The sequence below is a fragment of the Paraburkholderia solitsugae genome, from assembly GCF_013177695.1.
GTDB lineage: Bacteria > Pseudomonadota > Gammaproteobacteria > Burkholderiales > Burkholderiaceae > Paraburkholderia > Paraburkholderia solitsugae.
Map to the genome: position 1 here is coordinate 55,877 of NZ_WOEY01000159.1, position 16,445 is coordinate 72,321.

10 protein-coding genes and 1 pseudogene are annotated in these 16,445 nt (G+C 60.7%); 6 read left to right on the plus strand and 5 right to left on the minus strand.

The annotated features are described in order from the left end of the window. Positions 1-166 precede the first annotated feature (166 nt). Both GNZ12_RS39495 and GNZ12_RS39500 read right to left on the minus strand, forming a co-directional pair. Positions 167-544, minus strand: coding sequence for a DUF934 domain-containing protein (locus tag GNZ12_RS39495; protein WP_172317843.1), 378 nt, complete (start codon positions 542-544; stop codon positions 167-169). Further along, complete coding sequence (locus tag GNZ12_RS39500) at positions 541-2,319, minus strand: nitrite/sulfite reductase (protein ID WP_172317844.1); 1,779 nt, start codon at positions 2,317-2,319, stop codon at positions 541-543. Before GNZ12_RS39500 ends, GNZ12_RS39495 begins: the two co-directional genes overlap by 4 nt. A 323-nt stretch (positions 2,320-2,642) precedes the next feature. Here GNZ12_RS39500 and GNZ12_RS39505 point away from each other — a divergent pair, with 323 nt between their 5' ends. Further along, entirely contained in the window at positions 2,643-4,061 is a 1,419-nt protein-coding gene (locus GNZ12_RS39505) for an aminotransferase-like domain-containing protein (RefSeq protein ID WP_172317845.1), read from the plus strand. Between the two features lie 95 nt (positions 4,062-4,156). Here GNZ12_RS39505 and GNZ12_RS39510 read toward each other — a convergent pair whose 3' ends face one another. Continuing rightward, on the minus strand, positions 4,157-4,360 hold the full coding sequence (locus GNZ12_RS39510) for a DUF2970 domain-containing protein (protein ID WP_172317846.1): 204 nt from the start codon (positions 4,358-4,360) through the stop codon (positions 4,157-4,159). Between the two features lie 240 nt (positions 4,361-4,600). Between GNZ12_RS39510 and GNZ12_RS45715 the strand changes: the two are divergent. The 5 genes and pseudogenes from GNZ12_RS45715 to GNZ12_RS39530 form a co-directional block, all read left to right on the plus strand. Then, positions 4,601-4,708 (plus strand): annotated as a pseudogene (locus GNZ12_RS45715) (carbon-nitrogen hydrolase family protein); the annotation flags it as partial. A 526-nt stretch (positions 4,709-5,234) separates the two neighbouring features. Beyond that, complete coding sequence (locus tag GNZ12_RS39515) at positions 5,235-6,059, plus strand: IclR family transcriptional regulator (protein ID WP_407947766.1); 825 nt, start codon at positions 5,235-5,237, stop codon at positions 6,057-6,059. 377 nt (positions 6,060-6,436) lie between these two features. Next, positions 6,437-7,846, plus strand: a complete 1,410-nt coding sequence (locus tag GNZ12_RS39520) for an MdtA/MuxA family multidrug efflux RND transporter periplasmic adaptor subunit (RefSeq protein WP_172317849.1) — start codon at positions 6,437-6,439, stop codon at positions 7,844-7,846. Positions 7,847-7,864: 18 nt separating this feature from the next. Beyond that, complete coding sequence (locus tag GNZ12_RS39525; protein WP_172317851.1) at positions 7,865-10,987, plus strand: MdtB/MuxB family multidrug efflux RND transporter permease subunit; 3,123 nt, start codon at positions 7,865-7,867, stop codon at positions 10,985-10,987. A 3-nt stretch (positions 10,988-10,990) separates the two neighbouring features. After that, on the plus strand, positions 10,991-14,311 hold the full coding sequence (locus GNZ12_RS39530) for an efflux RND transporter permease subunit (protein WP_172317853.1): 3,321 nt from the start codon (positions 10,991-10,993) through the stop codon (positions 14,309-14,311). An 884-nt stretch (positions 14,312-15,195) separates the two neighbouring features. Here GNZ12_RS39530 and GNZ12_RS39535 read toward each other — a convergent pair. Further along, positions 15,196-15,660, minus strand: a complete 465-nt coding sequence (locus tag GNZ12_RS39535; protein ID WP_172317855.1) for a hypothetical protein — start codon at positions 15,658-15,660, stop codon at positions 15,196-15,198. 99 nt (positions 15,661-15,759) lie between these two features. Then, positions 15,760-16,323, minus strand: coding sequence for a peroxiredoxin (locus tag GNZ12_RS39540; protein WP_172317857.1), 564 nt, complete (start codon positions 16,321-16,323; stop codon positions 15,760-15,762). Between the last annotated feature and the right edge of the window lie 122 nt (positions 16,324-16,445).

Consider the following 16,445-nt stretch of genomic DNA (forward strand, 5'->3'; position numbering starts at 1 on the left):
TGATTGGTCTGCGAACGAGGTTCTGAAAACACGAAAGAGAAGCGCGCCGGTCATCACTCGATGACCTGACGCTTGCCGACGTCCCGTTTTAACGGAACGTCGGCGGCGCCATACGCGAACGTTGCGCTTAACTGAGCCATCGAACGGCCTTAACCGAGCCAAGCATCTACGTTCCCGCCAAGTCGCGTTGATAGAACCCGGAATACCGCGCCAGATGACAGGTTGCGTCCGCCGGGTCGAGACCTTCGTTGAGTACGGCGCTTGAGAAGCCAGTTCGCGCTATCTGCAGAATCTGGTCAATCTGCACGTCACCGGTTGCTCGCAAATCTCCGGTGAAGCCCAGTCTGCGCCGAAGAAGATAGGCCTGGCTATATGCACGGCCGTCGGTGAAGTGCGGGAAATGCAATTCGATTCGCTCAATTCCGCCCAAGCCGTCTACGAGCGACATGGGGTCTGCATCATTGGCAAGCTTGAGGACGTTGGGCTGTTCATCGCCCTCTACAGCGTGCCATGCGATGACTTTCAGTCGGGGGACGTTGCTCACACGGACACCTCTTGTTTTACTCGCGCATTGTTCGCGGCGGCTTTGAACGGGTCAAGACCAGTCCGACGCAATGTTTCAATGAAACGTTCGTATCTCCCTTGTTCCCGGTATTCGCGCAGCTCGCGGTACGTTCTGAGTATGGCCTCGAATACATCGGGTACCTCAGCAGCAGAGAACGATGGACCGATGACTTTTCCGGGTTGCGCGGCGCCACTCGCGGCGGTCCCATCGGCCCCGCCCAGCGTAATCTGGTACCACTCCTCCCCATCCTTGTCGACGCCCAGCACGCCAATGTGCCCACTATGGTGATGACCGCATGAGTTGATGCAGCCGCTGATATGGACATCTATATCACCAATGTCGTCGAGTTCGTCAATGTCCTGATAGCGTTCAGCAAGTGCCTGAGCGATTGGAATTGAACGCGCATTGGCGAGCGCACAAAAATCCCCTCCGGGACACGCGATGATATCTGTCAACAATCCAACGTTCGTGCTGGCCAGACCCAGCTGACGAGCGCCCTCCCACAAGGCAAAAAGCTTATCTGCAGACACCCATGGAAGGACGACATTTTGAGTATGCGTCACGCGTGCCTCGCCCGCTGAGAAGCGGTCCGCCAGGTCGGCAAGCCTATCCAACTGCTCGGCTGTTGCATCTCCGGGTGCTTGTCGAAGACGCTTGAATGACAGCGTGACGATACGCAGTGCTGGGTCCTGATGGAGAGCCACGTTCCGCTGCATCCATCGCATGAAAATCGGATTGTCAGTTGGCGCATCCTTCCTCGCAGCGTGCTTTGACTCGCAACGGGTCACCGCTGGCCGCACGAACGAGGCGCTCACGCGGGCAAGTTCCTCCGGCGGGATCGTATGCGGACCGCCATCGTGCTCGACGATTTCTCGAAACTCGTCCTCGACATCGTCGATGTAGCGCTGCCCCTCGGCCTTAACCAGAATCTTGATGCGAGCCTTGTACTTGTTGTCGCGCCTTCCGTAGCGGTTGTACACGCGCACGACCGCTTCAATGTAGTTCATGATCTGGTTCCAGGGCAAAAACTCGCGAAGCACGGCGCCGACCATTGGCGTGCGCCCCATGCCTCCGCCGACCGTTACTCGAAAACCCAGTTCGCCCAGTTCATTGCGCAAGAGTCGGAGGCCGACATCATGCCAGTCAGTTGCGGCGCGGTCCTCTGCAGCGCCTGTCACCGCAATCTTGAATTTACGCGGAAGGAATGCGAACTCGGGGTGCAGGGTCGTCCATTGCCGCATGAGTTCGGCGAAAGGCCGTGGGTCGGCAATTTCGTCAGGGGCGACACCTGCGCGCTCGTCGCAAGAGATGTTGCGGATGCAGTTACCGCTGGTTTGAATGCCATGCATGTCGACGGACGCTAGAAGATCCATCACATCAGCGGCCTTGTTCAACGGAATCCAGTTGAACTGCACGTTGGTTCGTGTGGTGAAGTGCGCTGAATTTGTCGGTAGATGGGTCGTACCCAGCCTGCCTTGAGCGTCGGCGGCCTTTAGATAGACCTCAGGCGCCGGTGCGTCGAACTCTCGCGCGATGCGGGCCAGGACACGGAGCTGGGCGCTCGACAATTCGCCATATGGCACTGCGACGCGCAACATTGGCGCGTGGCGCTGTACATACCAGCCGTTCTGCAGGCGCAGCGGACGAAAGTCGTCTTCACTCAGCCGACCGCTTTCCCAGCGTTCCAGCTGGTCCCGAAACTGCGCCGCGCGGCTCTTGACAAATGCTTTGTCGAATTCGTTGTACTGATACATGAGTAGGGAGCGTCTCGCGTCGCGGTACTACGCGACGTAATTGAAGGCAAGGGATGCTGGAGGCAACCCTCCGAAAGGCGTCAGTGGCTACGATAGGCGCCTCGCCCTCCGGCGAAAAGAAGCAGATGCCGCTGATGTTTGCGTAGCAGGCAAGTTCGGTTGGTAGCGCCCACTCAATCGCAGCTGACCCCACCGCAGTCGTCGCTGGCTCATCAACGGAACCTGTAGTATTGCCACACAGTTTCTCGGCAGACACGCCGGGAATCACGCGAGAAAGCGCGCGCTGCGAGTTCGGTCAGCGAAGAACACGGTAAGGGTAATCAATGAATCGCTACGAGACAATTGCCAAGAATCTGGCAACGCAAATCCGGGAAGGCTTTCTTCCTTCCGGAACCAGGCTTCCGTCGCTTCGCCACCTGATCGCGCAGTACGGCGTGAGCCAGTCGACGGTATTTCGCGCCTACTCGCTCCTTGAGCAGTGGGGTCTCGTGCGCGCCGAGGAGCGTGCCGGGTATTTCGTCACTGAGGGTGCCACGGTGAATGAGACGGTTCGGGCAGAAGGACTCGCGACGGAACCAAGGAAGGTAGACATCAGCGACCTGGTGTTCTCCGTGCTCGAATCAACCCGGCATGCGGACATTGTGCCGTTGGGTTCAGCCTTCCCGTCGCCACAGCTCTTTCCAACTGCGCGGCTTCTGAAGTCACTGGTGTCCGGCACGCGGTCGCTCACCCCATGGAACACGGTGGAAGACCTGCCGCCCGGTAACGACCATCTCCGCGAGCAAATCAGTCTTCGGTACGTTGGAACGGGCATGTCCGTGTCGCCGAACGAGATTCTCGTGACAAACGGCGCCCTCGAAGCGTTGAATCTATGTTTGATGGCCGTCACCCGGCCTGGAGACCTCGTAGCAGTGGAGTCCCCGGGTTTCTACGCCGCCCTGCAAGCTATTGAGCGGCTCGACCTTCGAGCAATAGAGATACCTGTCGACCCGGTGTCCGGTCTTGACCTCGAAGCGCTACACAGTGCGCTTGACCAGCATCCCATTCGAGCGTGCTGGTTCATGCCGAACTTCCAGAATCCGACCGGCACCTCCTTGTCGGCGGAGAAGAAGCGCGCTCTGGTCGAATTACTGCGTGGACGCGAAGTACCACTCATCGAAGACGACGTCTACCAGGAGCTTCATTTCAGCCGCGACCGTCCGCTGCCGGCCAAAGCGTTCGATACACAGGGGCTTGTCATGCACTGCAGTTCATTTTCAAAAACACTCGCGCCCGGCTATCGAATCGGGTGGACGGCGCCTGGCCGATTCGCTGACAAAGTCCGACGGTTGAAGCTGATGACAACACTTTCTGCGTGCATTCCCGCGCAAGCAGGCATTGCCGACTATCTGCAGCACGGAGGATACGACAAACACTTGCGCTCACTGCGTTCGTCGCTTCAGTCGCAGCTTGAGCAAATGGAGACGGCACTGCATAAGTGGCTGCCGAGTACAGTTAGGTGGGTGCGTCCGACTGGTGGCTACCTGCTGTGGCTACAGCTCCCGCAGTCTGTCAAAGCAATGGAACTTCACGCGTTGGCGCGTGCGCGCGGTATTAGCATCGCTCCGGGGCCGATTTTCTCAGCGACGCACGGGTTCCAGGACTGTATCCGGCTCAATTTCGGCCATCCTTGGGACAATCGCTTCGAAAACGCGATTCGCGAACTCGCCGAAATCCTCGACGACCCCTCTATTCACGGCTAGTGTCGCCCGTTCAGCGTCAACAGTCGCGGTTGGGTCGAGAGGCGCTTTGCGGCGCTTTTGCCTTATCCAGTCTGCGTGCACGAACGCGCTGGCAGTCAGAATCCTTGTGTCGAACTTGTGACGTCGGCAATCAAATGTACGACTCCAAAGATGAGCAAGCCAATCATCAAGGCGAGCGCGACCGCGACAAACGGCAGCAGCACCATGTTGACATTCGCCAAATCAGCCTCATGAGCAGCGCGTTTGCGTACTCCAAAAAAACTAGCCAGCACCATGCAAACCATGCGAAAAAGTTCCACGATTTCTCTCCCAGAAATCCATCTCATGCTTAATAGTCTCGTAGCGCTCTCGGCATTAGAAGAAGCAGTTCTCGCCGATTTGAGGTAAGCAGGAGCTGGGGAGTTTTACTGGGCACTCGAGAAGCGTCAGCCCGGTCAGTCTGGAAATCGCCAGCGCGGCGTGCCTCGGAATTGTCGCGACCACACGAGTGCCTTTCAACAGATGTGGCAGGGAAGCAAAATGTGTTGTTGAGGCTATAACGCTACGACTTCGACGTCGTCGGCCACTACGCGCGAGCGGATGTTTTCTCGCTGTCCGTCGATGAGCGCCGCAAACGCGTCGTGGCGTTCATATCCGATAGCGATTGAAATGACCTACTGTCTCAGAACCGCAGATTTTCGATTGGAGCAGACTTTGTTGTGCGCCCACAGGACGAAAAAAAAGGCGTCACGTTGCCGTGACGCCTTAAAAAGTTCTAGCCATTCCGAGGGCCGTGCTAGAACCTGAGAGACGGTATTCGAAAGTTAGACCGGCGCGCCATGTTGGACGCGGGACTCGGGATAGACGCTGCGTGGACTGTTACGGGGGACTATTAAAGACACTCGACCAGACACTCCGCGGGCCACGGTTGGTTCGAAACTTCAAAATGCAGAACCTGAAACCGTCTTTCGAAATGAGGTTCCATTTTTTATGGTTATGCTGACTAAGTCAAGCAAAATCTAAAGCGGCTTCATTCGTTCCGGAAAAATATTCCGATACAATGAATCTTCAGATGAAAATTGGATCTCATGCCCCATTTTGGGGCTTTCACCCACCCTTGGCGGAACGGTTGCTGGCAGCCGCACGAACAAAAATTTGAAATATAGTTCCAAAAAAGACGACATGAACCGACCGATGTCCTCCCGTACTGTCATAGCCCCAGCCAAAGAGAAAGACGGCTCGGGCGACGAAGTCACCGCGCTGGCACGCGGTCTGACGGTGCTGCGCGCGATCGCCGCAGCCGACGCGCCGCTCAGCAACCGCGAGTTGACCGAGCTGACCGGCATTCCGAAGCCCACCGTCTCGCGGATTACCGCCACGCTCGTTGGCGCAGGTTTCCTGTTCCGCCTGCCTGACAGCGAGCGATTCGTGCTGACTTCGTCGGTACTGGAATTGAGCAACGGCTTTCTGCGCAACTTCGACATCCGGTCTCGGGCGCGGCCCTTCCTCATCGAACTCGCCGAACGCACCGCATTGTCCGTGCATCTGGCCGTACGCGACCGCCTCGACATGGTGGTAATCGACGCGATCCGGCCGCGTTCGGCGGTACTGGTGTCGCGCCTCGAAATCGGCTCGCGCATGAACCTCAGCCGCACCGCCGTCGGCCGCGCGTATCTGTCGGCACTCGCCGAACCGGAGCGGGAAAAGTTGCTGATTGGCTTGCAGGCCGCCGAAGGCGACGACTGGGGTCACATCAGCAGCCGTCTGACAAGCGCGTTACGGGAAACCGCGGAGCAGGGCTTCGCGATCGCGACGGGCGAATGGTACAACGGCCTGAACGCCATCGCGTCAGGGTTCATTGGCCCCTCGGGCGAGCGCTATGCCGTCAATTGCGGCGGCTCCGCGGACCAGTGCCCGCGCGAGTGGCTGATATCGCGCGCGGCGCCGGCCCTGCTCGAATGCATCAGTAAGATCGTTCTCGAGATCGGCGGCACACCTGGGCGCCGTCTAGATAACTGAACACGCCGACGCTCGGCGGTCGGCGTCCACCGCATTTCCGCCCCCTCCTCACCTCATCCTGTAACTTTCGTAATCAACAGAAAAATACATGGGTGGACTGTTACGGAGCCCGCGACGTAGGATCATGCCTTCCTGTCGCGGTGCGCTCGCACGGCTTGCCGTTATCCCCCTTCGATAACGTCCCGGCCGACTTGTCACGATGGCGCATTGGGTTAACATCTTTGTCCCGCGCATCGGGTAGCATCCGCGCTGAACATTCGCGGCGCGTCCGCTGTCGAAACCGCCTGTCATGCCGCCTGCGTGCCGGTCCGCCGAACTGTCAAAGCGGCACGATCGCACGAGCGGCTCACATCAAAGCCAGCCACCTGACCGAACCGATGGACGAACAACAACAGTATTCGGAAACCTCACGCCCTGCCGCTCCGGCTTCCCAACGCGGTTCGCAACCGTCCTCCGGCGGAGGGCCTGCCGGCGGTCCCGGGAGCGCACCGGATCCAGCCAAACGCCATCGCGGCCGCAACATCGCGCTGATCGTGGCGGCGCTGGTCATTCTTGGGGTCGTGTTGTGGCGCTGGCATCCGTGGGGCGGGCCCAGCAGCGGCGCGAACGCGGCGGCCGGCGCGAGTGGCGCGAACAGCGGCCGCGCGGGCCGCGGGGGTGCCGGCGCGCTCGCCAACATGGCGCAGCCTGTCCACGTGGCGACCGCCACACAGGGTGAGATGCCGGTCGTGCTGACTGCGCTCGGCACGGTCACGCCGCTCGCCAATGTCACCGTCCTGCCGCAGTTGAGCGGCACGCTGCAGGACGTGTTTTTCAAGGAAGGCCAGATGGTCAAGAAGGGCGATGTGCTTGCCCAGATCGACCCGCGCCCCTATCAGATTTCGCTGGAAAACGCGCAAGGCACCCTGGCGCGCGACCAGGCGCTGCTGCAAACCGCCCGTCTCGACCTGAAGCGTTACCAGACGTTGCTCGCACAAGACTCGATCGCCAGCCAGCAGGTCGATACGCAAGCCTCGCTCGTCAAGCAATACGAAGGCACGGTCAAGTCCGACCAGGCGAACATCGATACCTATAAGCTCGACCTCGTTTATGCGCGCATCACCGCGCCGGTGTCGGGGCGCGTCGGGTTGCGCCAGGTCGATCCGGGCAACTATGTGACGCCGAGCCTGGCCAACGGCATAGTCGTGATTACGCAGTTGCAGCCGATCAGCGTGATCTTCACGACCTCTGAAGACAACCTGCAGCAGATCCTGCAGCAGACTCAAACCGGTGCGAAGCTCTCGGTCACCGCATACGACCGCAGCAATACGACATCTCTCGAAGGCGGCACGCTCGAAACGCTAGATAACCAGATCGACACCACCACCGGCACGGTCAAGCTGCGCGCGGTCTTCCAGAACCCGAACAACCTGCTGTTCCCGAATCAGTTCGTGAATACGCGCCTGCTGGTCGATACGATCAAGGATGCGGTGATCGTGCCGACCACGGCTGTACTGAACGGCTCGATGGGCCAGTTCGTGTACGTCGTGAAACCGGACAACACGGTGACGGTGCGCCCGGTCAAGGCTGGTCCGGTCGATGGCGAACGCACCAGCATCAAATCCGGCGTGCAAGCCGGCGAGCGCGTCGTGATCGACGGTTCGGACCGGCTGAAGGAAGGCGCGAAGATCACGATTCCGGCCGACAAGCCGCGCGGCGCTTCAGGCGCGCGTGGTGCAAGCGGCGCGGTGGGGGCATCCGGCGGACACGGGCATCACGGCAAACACGCGGCGCAAGCCTCGCAATAAGGGCACGGCAACTACCGCATGAATCCATCCCGCGCTTTCATTCTGCGCCCCGTCGGCACCGCGCTGCTGATGGCGGCGATCATGCTGGTCGGTCTCGTCGCGCTGCGCTTTCTGCCGCTCTCCGCGCTGCCCGAGGTCGACTATCCGACGATCCAGGTGCAGACCTTCTATCCGGGCGCGAGCCCGGACGTGATGACCTCCTCGGTCACCGCGCCGCTCGAACGTCAGTTCGGGCAGATGCCGTCGTTGAATCAGATGTCATCGCAAAGCTCGGCCGGTTCGTCGATCATCACGCTGCAGTTCAGCCTCGATCTGCCGCTCGATATCGCCGAGCAGGAAGTCCAGGCCGCGATCAACGCCGCAGGCAACCTGCTGCCGTCCGACCTGCCCGCGCCGCCGATCTACGCGAAGGTCAATCCCGCCGACGCGCCGATCATCACGCTCGCGATCACCTCAAAGACGATGCCGCTTACGCAGGTGCAGGATCTGGCCGACACGCGTCTCGCGCAGAAGATTTCGCAGGTGGCGGGCGTGGGTCTCGTAAGCCTGTCGGGCGGTCAACGCCCGGCCGTGCGGATTCAGGCGAACCCGCGCGCACTCGCCGCATACGGTCTGAATCTGGACGACTTGCGCACCACGATTTCGAACCTGAACGTCAACACGCCGAAGGGTAACTTCGACGGCCCGACGCGCAATTACACGATCAACGCGAACGACCAGTTGACCGACGCCGACGCGTACAAAAGCGCGGTGATCGCCTACAAGAACGGCCGCGCGGTGATGCTGACGGACGTCGCCACCATCGTGCAAGGCGCGGAGAACACCAAGCTCGGCGCATGGGTGAACAACACCCCGGCCATCGTCCTGAACGTGCAGCGCCAGCCGGGCGCGAACGTGATCCAGGTGGTGGACAGCATCAAGGCGCTGCTGCCGCAATTGCAACAGTCGCTGCCCGCGGCGCTCGACGTGCAGATCGTCACCGACCGCACCACCACGATCCGCGCTTCCGTGCGCGACGTGCAGTTCGAATTGCTGATGTCAGTCGTGCTGGTGGTGCTGGTGATGTACCTGTTTCTCGCCAACATCTACGCCACCATCATTCCGAGCCTGTCGGTGCCGCTGTCGCTGATCGGCACGCTTGCCGTGATGTATCTGTGCGGCTTCTCGCTCGATAATCTGTCGCTGATGGCGTTGACCATCGCGACCGGCTTCGTGGTCGACGATGCGATCGTGATGATCGAGAACATCGCGCGCTACGTTGAAGAAGGCGAGTCGCCATTAGAAGCCGCGTTAAAGGGTTCGAAACAGATCGGCTTCACGATCATTTCGCTGACGGTTTCGCTGATCGCCGTGCTGATTCCGCTGCTTTTCATGGGCGACGTGGTCGGGCGCCTGTTCCATGAATTCGCAATCACGCTCGCGGTGACGATCGTGATTTCGGCGATCGTCTCGCTCACCCTTGTGCCGATGATGTGCGCGAAACTCCTGCGCCACACGCCGCCGCCTGAAAGCCATCGTTTCGAGGCAAAGGCCCACAAGTTTATCGACTGGGTGATCGCCCGCTATGCGGTCGCGCTCACCTGGGTGCTGGACCGGCAACGCTCGACGCTGTTCGTCGCGGTGCTGACGCTGGTACTGACCGGTGTGCTGTACGTCTTCATTCCGAAGGGCTTCTTCCCGGTGCAGGACACCGGTGTGATCCAGGCGATCACGCAGGCGCCACAGTCGGTGTCGTATGCGTCGATGGCTGAGCGTCAGCAGGAACTCGCCGCGCAGATCCTGAAGAACCCGGACGTGGAAAGCCTCACCTCGTTCATCGGCGTGGACGGCAGCAACATCACGCTGAACAGTGGCCGCATGCTGATCAACCTGAAGCCGCGCGACGATCGCAGCAACACCGCGAGCGACGTGATCCGCCAGTTGCAGCAGGACGTCGCGCATATTCCGGGCGCCTCGCTGTACATGCAGCCGGTGCAGGATCTGACGATCGATTCCACCGTCAGCCCGACGCAGTACCAGTTCATGCTGACCGACCCGAACATCAGCGAATTCACCACGTGGGTGCCGAAGCTGGTCGAACGGTTGAAGCAGTCGCCGGAACTGGCGGACGTGGCCACCGACTTGCAGGACAACGGCCAGTCGGTCTACATCGAAATCGACCGCGCTACCGCGTCGCGCTACGGCATCACACCGGCTACCGTGGATAGCGCGCTGTATGACGCATTCGGCCAGCGCATCATCTCGACCATTTTCACGCAGTCGAACCAGTACCGCGTGATTCTGGAAGCGCAGCCGTCAATGCAGCACTACACCGACTCGCTGAACTCGATCTATCTGCCCTCCTCCACGTCGTCGGGCGGCCAGGTGCCGCTGTCGTCGATCGCGAAGTTCATCGAACAACCCGCGCCGCTGCTGGTCACGCATTTGAGCCAGTTCCCGGCCACGACCGTCTCGTTCAACCTCGCGCCCGGCTCGTCGCTTGGCGCGGCGGTGAAAGCAATCAATCAGGCGGAGAAGGATATCGGCTTGCCGGCGTCGTTCCAGACGCGCTTCCAAGGCGCGGCGCTGGCGTTCCAGGCGTCGCTGTCGAACGAACTGTTCCTGATTCTGGCGGCGATCGTCACGATGTATATCGTGCTTGGCGTGCTGTACGAGAGCTTCATCCACCCGATCACGATTCTGTCGACGCTGCCGTCGGCGGGTGTCGGCGCCTTGCTGGCGCTGCTGATCACCGGGCATGATCTCGACATCATCGGCATCATCGGTATCGTGCTGCTGATCGGCATCGTGAAGAAGAACGCCATCATGATGATCGACTTCGCGCTCTACGCCGAGCGCGAGGAAGGCAAGGCGCCTCGCGAAGCCATCTATCAGGCGTGTCTGCTGCGCTTCCGGCCGATCCTGATGACCACGCTCGCCGCCCTGCTCGGCGCCCTGCCGCTGATGCTCGGCACCGGCGCCGGTTCGGAGTTGCGCCGCCCGCTCGGTATCGCGATTGCCGGCGGTTTGATCGTGAGCCAGTTGCTGACGCTGTTCACCACACCGGTGATTTACCTGGCGTTCGATTCGCTGGCCCGCCGTGCGCGTGAGCGCTTCAATCGCGGTAAACCCACGCCGCCCGTCATTGATGCAGGGAACTGAGCGATGAACCTGTCGCGTCCGTTTATCTCCCGCCCAGTCGCCACCACGCTGTTGGCGATCGGCATCGCGATGGCCGGGATTTTTGCGTTCACCAAGCTGCCGGTTGCGCCGCTGCCGCAGGTCGATTTCCCGACCATTTCGGTGCAGGCCACGCTGCCGGGCGCGAGCCCGGATACGGTCGCCACCAGCGTGGCGAGTCCACTCGAGCGGCATCTCGGTTCGATCGCCGATGTAACCGAGATGACCTCGCAGAGCTCGGTCGGCCAGACGCGCATCACGATGCAGTTCGGCCTGAACCGCGACATCGACGGCGCCGCGCGCGACGTGCAGGCCGCCATCAACGCCGCCCGCGCCGATCTGCCAGCGAGCCTGCGCAGCAACCCGACGTACCACAAGGTGAATCCCGCCGACGCGCCGATCCTGATTCTGGCGCTGACGTCGAAGACGCTGACCGCCGGCCAGTTGTACGACTCGGCGGCCACCGTGCTGCAGCAGTCGCTGTCGCAGGTGGATGGCGTCGGCGAAGTCGATGTGAGCGGCTCGGCCAATCCCGCCGTGCGCGTCGAGCTGGAACCGCAGGCGCTGTTCCACTACGGCATCGGTCTGGAAGACGTGCGCGCGGCGCTCGCCGCCGCCAATGCGAACAGCCCGAAGGGCTCGATCGAGTTCGGCGCGAACCGCGTGCAGATCTACACTAACGACCAGGCGAGCAAGGCGTCGCAATACAAGGATCTGGTCATCGCCTATCGCAACGGCGCGGCGGTGAAGCTCTCCGATGTGTCCGAAGTGGTCGATTCGGTCGAAGACCTGCGCAACCTCGGCCTCTTCAACGGCAAGCGTTCGGTGCTGGTGATTCTGTACCGGCAACCGGGCGCGAACATCATCGACACCATCGACCGCGTGATGGCGATGCTGCCGCAGTTGCATGCCTCGCTGCCCGCCGACGTCGATATCGCGCCGGCCGCCGACCGCTCCACGACGATCCGCGCGTCGCTGAAAGACACCGAGCGTACGCTGCTGATCGCGGTGGCGCTGGTGGTGATGGTGGTGTTCCTGTTCCTGCGCAACTGGCGCGCCACGCTGATTCCGAGCGTGGCCGTGCCGATCTCGATCATCGGCACGTTCGGCGCGATGTATATGCTGGGCTTTTCGATCGACAACCTGTCGCTGATGGCGTTGACGATCGCGACCGGCTTCGTGGTCGACGATGCGATCGTGGTGCTGGAAAACATCTCACGGCATATAGAAAACGGCGTGCCACGCATGAAGGCCGCGTTTCTCGGCGCGCGCGAGGTCGGCTTCACGGTGCTCTCCATCAGTATCTCGCTGGTCGCCGTGTTCCTGCCGATTCTGCTGATGGGCGGCATAGTCGGCCGGCTGTTCCGCGAATTCGCGCTCACGCTGTCGCTTGCGATCGGCGTGTCGCTCATCGTCTCGCTGACTTTGACGCCAATGATGTGTTCGCGCCTTTTGCGCGAGCCGCACGAAAAGCAGGAAGAAGGACGCTTTGGACGCTGGCTGGAAAGTGGTTTCTCGTGGATGCATCGCGGCTACGAGCGCACACTCGGCTGGGCACTGCTGCATCCGCGCCTGATCGTGACGATCCTGCTGCTGACGATCGGACTGAATATCTGGCTGTACATCATCGTGCCGAAGGGTTTCTTTCCGCAGCAGGACACCGGGCGGTTGATCGGCGGCATCCAGGCCGATCAGAGCACCTCGTTCCAGGCGATGAAGGGCAAGTTTGCGGAGATGATGGAAATCGTCGGCAAGAATCCGGCGGTGGACAGCGTGGCCGGTTTCACCGGCGGCCGGCAGACCAATTCGGGCTTCATGTTCGTCTCGCTGAAACCGAAGAGCGAGCGCAAGCTATCCGCCGACGAGGTGATCCAGCAACTGCGCGCCCCGCTCGGCGACGTGGCCGGCGTGCGGACGTTCCTGCAGGCGGTGCAGGACATTCGCGTCGGCGGCCGGCAATCGAACGCGCAGTACCAGTTCACGCTGCTGGCCGATTCGACGCCGGACCTTTACCTGTGGGGACCGAAGCTTACTGAGGCGCTGCAGGCCCGCCCCGAACTCGCCGACGTGAATTCCGACCAGCAGCAAGGCGGCCTCGAATCGATGGTGACGATCGACCGCGCAAGCGCGTCGCGTCTCGGCATCCAGCCGGCGCAGATCGACAACACCTTGTACGACGCCTTCGGCCAGCGCCAGGTCTCGACGATTTACAACCCGCTGAACCAGTACCACGTCGTGATGGAAGTGGCGCCGAAGTACTGGCAGAGCCCGGACATGCTGAACCAGATTTACATCAGCACATCGGGCGGCAGCGCAAGCGGCGCGCAGACCACCAATGCGCCGGCGGGCACGGTGACGTCGAAAGTGGCGACGGAGAGTTCAACCTCGACGAGTGCGTCGACGGGCGGCACGGCGGGCACGACCGCGTCGAGCGCGGCGAGCATCGCCTCCGATTCCGCGCGCAATCAGGCGATCAATTCGATCGCGGCGAGCGGCAAGTCGAGTGCTTCGTCGGGTTCGGCGGTGTCGACGTCGAAGGAGACGATGGTGCCGTTGTCGGCGATCGCGAAGTTCGGGCCGGGCAATACGCCGTTGTCGGTGAATCACCAGAGCCAGTTCGTGGCCTCGACGATTTCGTTCAATCTGCCGCCGGGTGTGTCCTTATCGACGGCGACGCAGGCGATCTACGACACGATGGCGCAGATCGGCATGCCGGGCACGATCCACGGGAGCTTCCAGGGGACGGCACAGGCGTTCCAGCAGTCGATGTCCGACCAGCCGATTTTGATTCTGGCCGCGTTGGCGGCGGTGTATATCGTGCTGGGGATGTTGTATGAGAGCTATATTCACCCGCTGACGATTTTGTCGACACTGCCCTCCGCGGGCGTGGGGGCGTTGCTGGCTTTGCTGCTGTTCAAGACGGAGTTCAGCATCATTGCGCTGATTGGGGTGATTTTGCTGATCGGCATTGTGAAGAAGAACGCGATCATGATGGTGGACTTTGCGATTGAAGCCTCCCGGCAGGGGTTGTCGTCGCGGGATGCCATTTATCAGGCTTGTTTGCTGCGGTTCCGGCCGATCATGATGACGACTTTTGCAGCCCTGCTTGGGGCGTTGCCGCCGGCCTTCGGGCGTGGGGAAGGGGCGGAGCTGCGGGCTCCGCTGGGGATTGCTATTGTGGGTGGGTTGATTGTTAGTCAGATGCTCACGCTGTATACCACGCCGGTGGTGTATCTCTATATGGATCGGATTCGGGTGAGGTGGGAGTCACGGAAGGGGCGCGGGGCGGGTGTGCCGGCTGCTTGATTTTTTTGCTTGCGCGGCGCTTTTTGTCTGGTTGCCTGCGGCGATGGGGTTTGCCTGGTTTTTTTGGCTTCACGGCGCTTGTTTCTGTGTGCCTACGGTGTTGGCCTTTCCTTGAATTGATATTGGACTATTAGCGTCGCCCCTGTGCGGGGCGGGCACCTACTTTTCTTTGCCTGCTGCAAAGAAAAGTAGGCAAAAGAAAGCAGCTCACACCGCTAGCTCATAAGCGGGTCCCCCGCGCAGTCGCGGTAGTGGTGCATCTGGAATCCGTGCCCTCGCACATTCGGCGTTGGCGACAAAGCGCTCATCAGTTCCCACTCCGCACTGCGTGCGTCGCGGACGGGTCTGCATGGGAAACCGTGGGGCTTCGTTCGCGCACGGCGGGGGCCATCGGCTTCGCCTCGACGAGGCAACCAAGCAATTAGAAGGCGAGGTCCGCAAGCGGCCGTGGTGCCGATCAAAAATGCGAGAGCAAAACCGCAGCGGGCGGTTTTAAGAAGTACCGTTCGGCGCGCGCAGCACCGGTTTAAGAACTGCGCTTCGGCGCGCGCAGCGCCGCCGGAAGTATGACTGCTGTGTCACTAACGCTGAATGTGCGGGAACACAGATTCCAGATGTACCACTACCGAAACTGTGCGAGGGACCCGCTTAAGAATTTGCGGTTTGAGCCGCTTTCTTTTGCCTACTTTTCTTTGGCGGCAGGCAAAGAAAAGTAGGTGCCCGCCCCGCACAGGGGCGACGCTAATAAACCGATAAGAATTCAAGGAAAGGCCAACACCGTAAGGGCACAACCAAAAAGCGCCACGCAGGCAAAAAACCAGGCAAAGCCCAACGCCGCAGGCATACAGACAAAAAGCGCCGCGCAGGCAAAACCAAACCCAAACCTAGAGCCTCTGCTCAACAGCAAGCAAAAAAATCCGCACCCATTGCTTAGCCTGCCGCTCGCCCAGCATGGGCAAAACCCACCCCTGACGCTTAGCGTCTTTGACCTTCAAAGCGACCTGCCATTGAGCATCATGGCCCTGCACCTCAGCCCCAAGCAGATCGGCAAAAATATAATCCCCCTGCTCGCCGCCAAGGCGAATCTCACATAGCCGTTTACCGGCAGCAAGCCGCACCGACCCCCAGGTCCCTTTAATCTCATGAGTCCAATCGCCGTCGCGAATATTGGCAGCGACCTCCTTCCGACGCCGCCACCAATAAACAACCGCAGCAATCAAAAGCAAAACAACAAGAACAGCAACCCCAACCGCAACCGCCAGCCCAAATGCCGACTCCAAGGCATAAAACGCCCGCACTGCGCCATACACCAGCGCGATCAGCGCAATCAACGCAACAACAATCGGCATCGCAAACTCGCTAAACAAAAAATCAGCCTGGCACTGCGCAGCCCACCGCTCATGGCAAAAAGCCATGGCAAAAAATGCGCGGCCGCGCGTGGCGAAGCGTTACGGCTGCTTATGCGTCGCCGCCCAATCCTTCACCGCCTTCAGCGTGTTCTCGACGTGCTTCTCCGGCGACAGGCTCGTGTACTCATAGATAATCTTGCCGTCCGGCGCGATCACGTATGACACGCGATTGGCCATCGAGCTATGCATCGGCATACCGGCGTCATAGGCGCCGATCGTCTTCGCGTCGGGATCGGCCGCCACCGGGAATTTGCTGCGGCATTCGCTCACCGAAAACTTCGTCAAGGTGTCGATGTTGTCGTGCGACACGCCGATCACCGTCGCGCCATATTTCTTGTATTCGTCGACCGCTTCGGCAAACTCGTGGGCTTCGATCGTGCAGCCTTTCGTGAAGGCCGCCGGATAGAAATACAGCACCACCGGCCCTTTCTTCAGCTCGTCGGCAAGCGAATACGTGTAGGTCTGGCCGCCCAGCGAAGCCTGCGCAGTGAACGGCGGCGCGACATCGCCCGGATTGAGCGTGGCCGAGGCCGTCAGCGAATGCATCGCGAATCCCACCGACAAGACGGCCGCCAGTACCACCGGTATGAGTTTCCTCTTCATCTGCAGTCCCTCGAAACGTTAATGCGCCCTGTTGGCGCAATCAGCTGAAGGTCGCGGCGTTCAGCGGAACGCCGGCAACCTCGGCACGCTATTGGATCACGTACAGGCAAGGTACGTAAGCA